General features: G+C 43.0%; 4 protein-coding genes and 1 pseudogene. 3 read left to right on the forward strand and 2 right to left on the reverse strand.

Translation table 11 applies throughout. The features are described from left to right. Nucleotides 1-62: hypothetical protein (locus tag ABIB18_RS23620; protein WP_225385476.1), on the reverse strand; the 62-nt coding region annotated here is incomplete at its 3' end. A 344-nt stretch (nt 63-406) separates the two neighbouring features. Here ABIB18_RS23620 and ABIB18_RS23625 point away from each other — a divergent pair. Further along, nucleotides 407-1450, forward strand: a complete 1044-nt coding sequence (locus ABIB18_RS23625) for an acyltransferase family protein (protein ID WP_354476042.1) — start codon at nt 407-409, stop codon at nt 1448-1450. A gap of 309 nt (nt 1451-1759) precedes the next feature. Here ABIB18_RS23625 and ABIB18_RS23630 read toward each other — a convergent pair. After that, nucleotides 1760-2878: pseudogene (locus ABIB18_RS23630) on the reverse strand (IS3 family transposase). 344 nt (nt 2879-3222) lie between these two features. Between ABIB18_RS23630 and ABIB18_RS23635 the strand changes: the two are divergent. Both ABIB18_RS23635 and ABIB18_RS23640 read left to right on the forward strand, forming a co-directional pair. Then, nucleotides 3223-3582, forward strand: coding sequence for a hypothetical protein (locus ABIB18_RS23635; RefSeq protein ID WP_143807375.1), 360 nt, complete (start codon nt 3223-3225; stop codon nt 3580-3582). Between the two features lie 82 nt (nt 3583-3664). Next, nucleotides 3665-4072 carry a hypothetical protein gene (locus ABIB18_RS23640; protein ID WP_143807376.1) on the forward strand — a complete coding sequence of 136 codons (408 nt, stop codon included), beginning with the start codon at nt 3665-3667 and terminating at the stop codon, nt 4070-4072. Nucleotides 4073-4174: the final 102 nt, after the last annotated feature.

A 4174-nucleotide genomic window follows, 5' to 3' on the forward strand; every position in this document is an offset into this window, starting at 1 on the left:
AACTTTTGCTTTGCCACGGAACGGTCTGCGTTGTCGGGAAGATACGTGATCTGATCCTTCAACTCAGCAAAAGTTCGATTTATTCAACAAAGCCCATAACATTACAAACATCGACAGGCCGCTTTGTGCCAAAAGCGGAAGTTGTGTAAGCATAACTGCGACTAGGTGAGCCGTTTTAAGTTAACACTCATACATTAGCGTGGCTTTATAAACCTCTCTTTTTTTCGCCAAAAATGTCTTTTTGTTACCCGTATTTCCCTGCTACTTAATGACCAAATTAGAAAATCACAACCAAGAGTGAAAAGGAGGGGCCATATTGTTAATTAAGAAAAGAGCTAATTGCATACACTATTTTTTGGATATTATAATAATATGATAAACCAACCTCGGATGCTTATTCATAAACATGAACAACAGACTAACCGGGCTAGATCTTCTTCGCTCAATCATCATGATTTTCGGCCCCACATTTCATGCTTCAATGCTCTACGGTGGCGCATGGGGATTTGATTATTCATTAAATCAAAATGTATGGGTTGTGGATGCACTCAATTTAACACACCCATTCAGGATGGAGCTTTTTTTTATCATTTCTGGATTTTTTTCAGCACTTTTAATAAAGCGAAAGGGTGCTAGTCATTTTATTTCAAGTCGAAAAAAAAGATTAATACGACCCACATTGCTGGCTGTAATGATAACCTTGCCTTTGATTGCAATGGAAATGTATTTCCTTTTCGATGACACAGATTTGCGTGATTATCTCAGTTATAAGCACCTCTGGTTTCTTATTGTTCTTTCTCAGATAAGCATGCTCTTGATGCTTGCACCGGAAAAAATAAACAGGCTCGCCTCTTACATTGCAGAAAAGCTGAATAGGTTAACGTGGCCGTTCGTTTTTTCCTTGCTGTTTTTGGCCGTCTGTTTATCTGTTGCTGTAAGCAAAATAGTTAATATGCTGCTACCGAATTCTGTACTGAGTGTAAGCCAGATAATTCCAACCATACAATACATCCCTTTTTTCTTCACAGGAATGTTGCTGTTTTTTATCAAAAAGGATGTTAATAAAAAGGAGGCGATATTTTTATCGGCGCTTTACCTTTTATGGTACTTTTTTAGCATTATTTTTAAAGGTGAGTTCAAAACTGCTATGAGCTTATGTCAGGTTTTTGCTGTAATCGCCCTGTGCCTGGCATTATTTTATACTTTCAAGAATTTAAATATAAAAGAAAATAAAACCATCACAGCTTTATCAAAGCTCGCCCTACCATTTTATTTAACTCACCTGCCTATTTTAATATTTCTGGGATGGGTATGGAGTAAATCGGGAATTTCAAGAGATCCTGTTTTATTCTTAACTTATGTTATTGTACTAAACATAATTTTTAGCTTTGCAGCGTCTATCCTCATCAGAAAAAGCCAAAAGATGTCAATTTTTCTGGGACTGGCATAACGTCATGAAATTTCGACAGGCCGCGGCTAAATCATGTTCAAAGCTTCTCCAGGCATACACAATAAAGACTAACTGTGAGCACTCAGTTACTCGTAAATGGAATGCTCTTTTTAGGGTTGCCGTCCGCTTGTCGTGTGAGTTCAACTGATCGATGCAACGCTATCCTGTAACGAGGAGGACATTGCCATGAAACAACGAACCCGCATTTACTACACGCCAGAGCAGAAAGCGATCATCTGGGGCAGGTATAAGCAAGGTGATTCTTTACATGATATCGCCATGACCTGCCCCCAGTATTAGATACAACCGTCAGTTAGTGATGTCGGTTTTTTTACCTTCACATTTTCCATTCCGCCACCGTGCTGCAAACTCTAATGGCGTCTGATAATTCAGTGCTGAATGTGGACGACACTCGTTATAATCCTGTCGCCAGTCATTAATGATTTTCCTGGCGCGAACGATATCGCTGAACCAGTGCTCATTCAGACATTCATCGCGAAATCGTCCGTTAAAGCTCTCAATAAATCTGTTCTGTGTTGGCTTGCCCGGCTGGATTAAGCGCAACTCAACACCATGCTCAAAGGCCCATTGATCCAGTGCGCGGCATGAAATCCGGCCCCTGGTCAGTTCTTATCGTCGCCGGATAGCCTCGAAACAGTGCAATGCTGTCCAGAATACGCGTGACCTGAACGCCTGAAATCCCGAATGCGATGGTAATTGTCAGACACTCCTTCGTGAAGTCGTCCACACAGGTCAGGCACTTGATCCTGTGATCGGTGGCCAGCGCGTCCATGACGAAATCCATCGACCAGGTCAGGTTGGGCGCCGCCGGGCGGAGCAGTGGCAGACGTTCTGTTGCCAGCCCTTTACAACGTCGTCTGCGTTTTACGCCCAGCCCACTCAGATGATAAAGGCGGTACACGCGCTTGTGATTAACATGAAGGCCTTCACGGCGCAGTAACTGCCAGATGCGGCGGTAGCCAAAACGCCTGCGCTCCAGTGCCAGCTCAGTGATGCGCCCTGATAAATGCGCATCAGCCGCCGGACGCTGAGCCTCATAGCGGCAGGTCGACAGGGACAAACCTGTAAGCCTGCAGGCACGACGTTGCGACAGACCGGTCGCATCACACATAAACTCAACGGCTTCCCGCTTCTGGTCTGTCGTCAGTACTTTCGCCCCAGAGCCACCTGAAGTGCCTCCTTATTCAGCATGGCTTCGGCAAGCAGCTTCTTGAGTCTGGCGTTCTCTTCCTCAAGCGACTTCAGGCGCTTAACCTCGGGCACCTCCATACCGCCATACCTCTTACGCCAGGTGTAAAAGGTAGAGTCGGAAATGGCGTGCTTACGGCAGAGCGCACGGGCAGAAACCCCGGCTTCAGCCTCGCGGATGATACTGATGATCTGTTCGTCGGAAAAACGCTTCTTCATGGGGATGTCCTCATGCGGCTTATGAAGACATTACTAGCATCGCGGTGTATTAATCAACGGGGAGCAGGTCAAATCATCTGAAACATTCGAAAATATTGAAAGAATAACTCTTTAATTAAACTGAATATTAGATGTAGTTTTATTTAAGTGACCTAGAGTATTAATGGATTTGTCTGATTTCTACCTGGGCTGAAATAGACGAAATAACCATTACGTTTCAGTTACATGCTATCGCTAACATATTATCAGTGTTACTGTGCTTTCAAAAAAATGAAAAAAGTTATTGTTTTCGTTATTTAACTGATTGATCATATACCCAGACTTAGCAAACGGAATTCAAGGATATGAAGACTAGCTTTAAAGTTGGTATTGGTTGTCTGAGTGCTTTAGTACTCTGTGGGATCGGCTATAACGTTTATTCAAAACAACTGCATGAGGAAAGTGATCGCCTTGCTTGCAGTACTGTAAATTTGAAAAGTGCCGTCACAGCAGTTGAGAATGATTTACTTCAGATGCCTACTGCTGAATTTTTCGGTAAATCCAAAATTACGATTGGTTCACTCTATGTTCATCGTGATTCAGTAGGAATTGACGGTTCTAAAATTGTCGTGCCTTTTACTATTACAGGGCGTAACACTGCTAACTTTAGCGGGTTGGTGAAATGCTCGGATATGCGTAGTATCGAATACGCAAAAAACATATAAAAAATCTTACTGCTGCACCAGGGAAAACTAACTTTAGCCATTTAATACTGAAGGTTACACACAGCACTTTAAGGAAATATCGGTGAATAAATCGAAGTTTTACTATGCCTGCATTCATCCTTTTTTGGGGATGACAGTGCATTGCAAGGGTTGCAAGAAGTTACAGCAAGAAGGACAAGTATTTTTAGGGTCGTTTTATGAATATCATCAGGCTATGGCTGTGGCTAAACGCCGTTACACTGATATCAACTATTGTTCAGACTGCTTAGAAATGAAACCTGAAATCGAGCCGGTAGTAGTAGTTGTTGAGTCACGTACCCGTGCTACACCACCTGTAACGGTCAAGACTAAGGCTGAGCCTAAAACTAAAGCTGCACCTGTCAGGACGTGTAATAACCCTGATACGCGTCGCCCGGTGCGTATACCTGAATTGAAGCCAAAAGCTAATATTAATCGCGTACCAAGAAAACACGCACCAGGTAACTACTGACAACTTATCCATGGCTTTGTTGAATAAATCGAACTTTTGCTGAGTTGAAGGATCAGATCACGTATCTTCCCGACAACGCAGACCGTTCCGTGGCAAAGCAAA

This window comes from Pantoea sp. UYEF8 (genome assembly GCF_040546285.1).
In the GTDB taxonomy this organism is placed as follows: Bacteria; Pseudomonadota; Gammaproteobacteria; order Enterobacterales; family Enterobacteriaceae; genus Pantoea; species Pantoea brenneri.

What these genes read in the sequence shown, in the direction of transcription:
- ABIB18_RS23635 (WP_143807375.1), top strand. Translation starts at nt 3,223, where the DNA reads ATGAAGACTAGCTTTAAAGTTGGTATTGGTTGTCTGAGTGCTTTAGTA.
- ABIB18_RS23625 (WP_354476042.1), top strand. Translation starts at nt 407, where the DNA reads ATGAACAACAGACTAACCGGGCTAGATCTTCTTCGCTCAATCATCATG.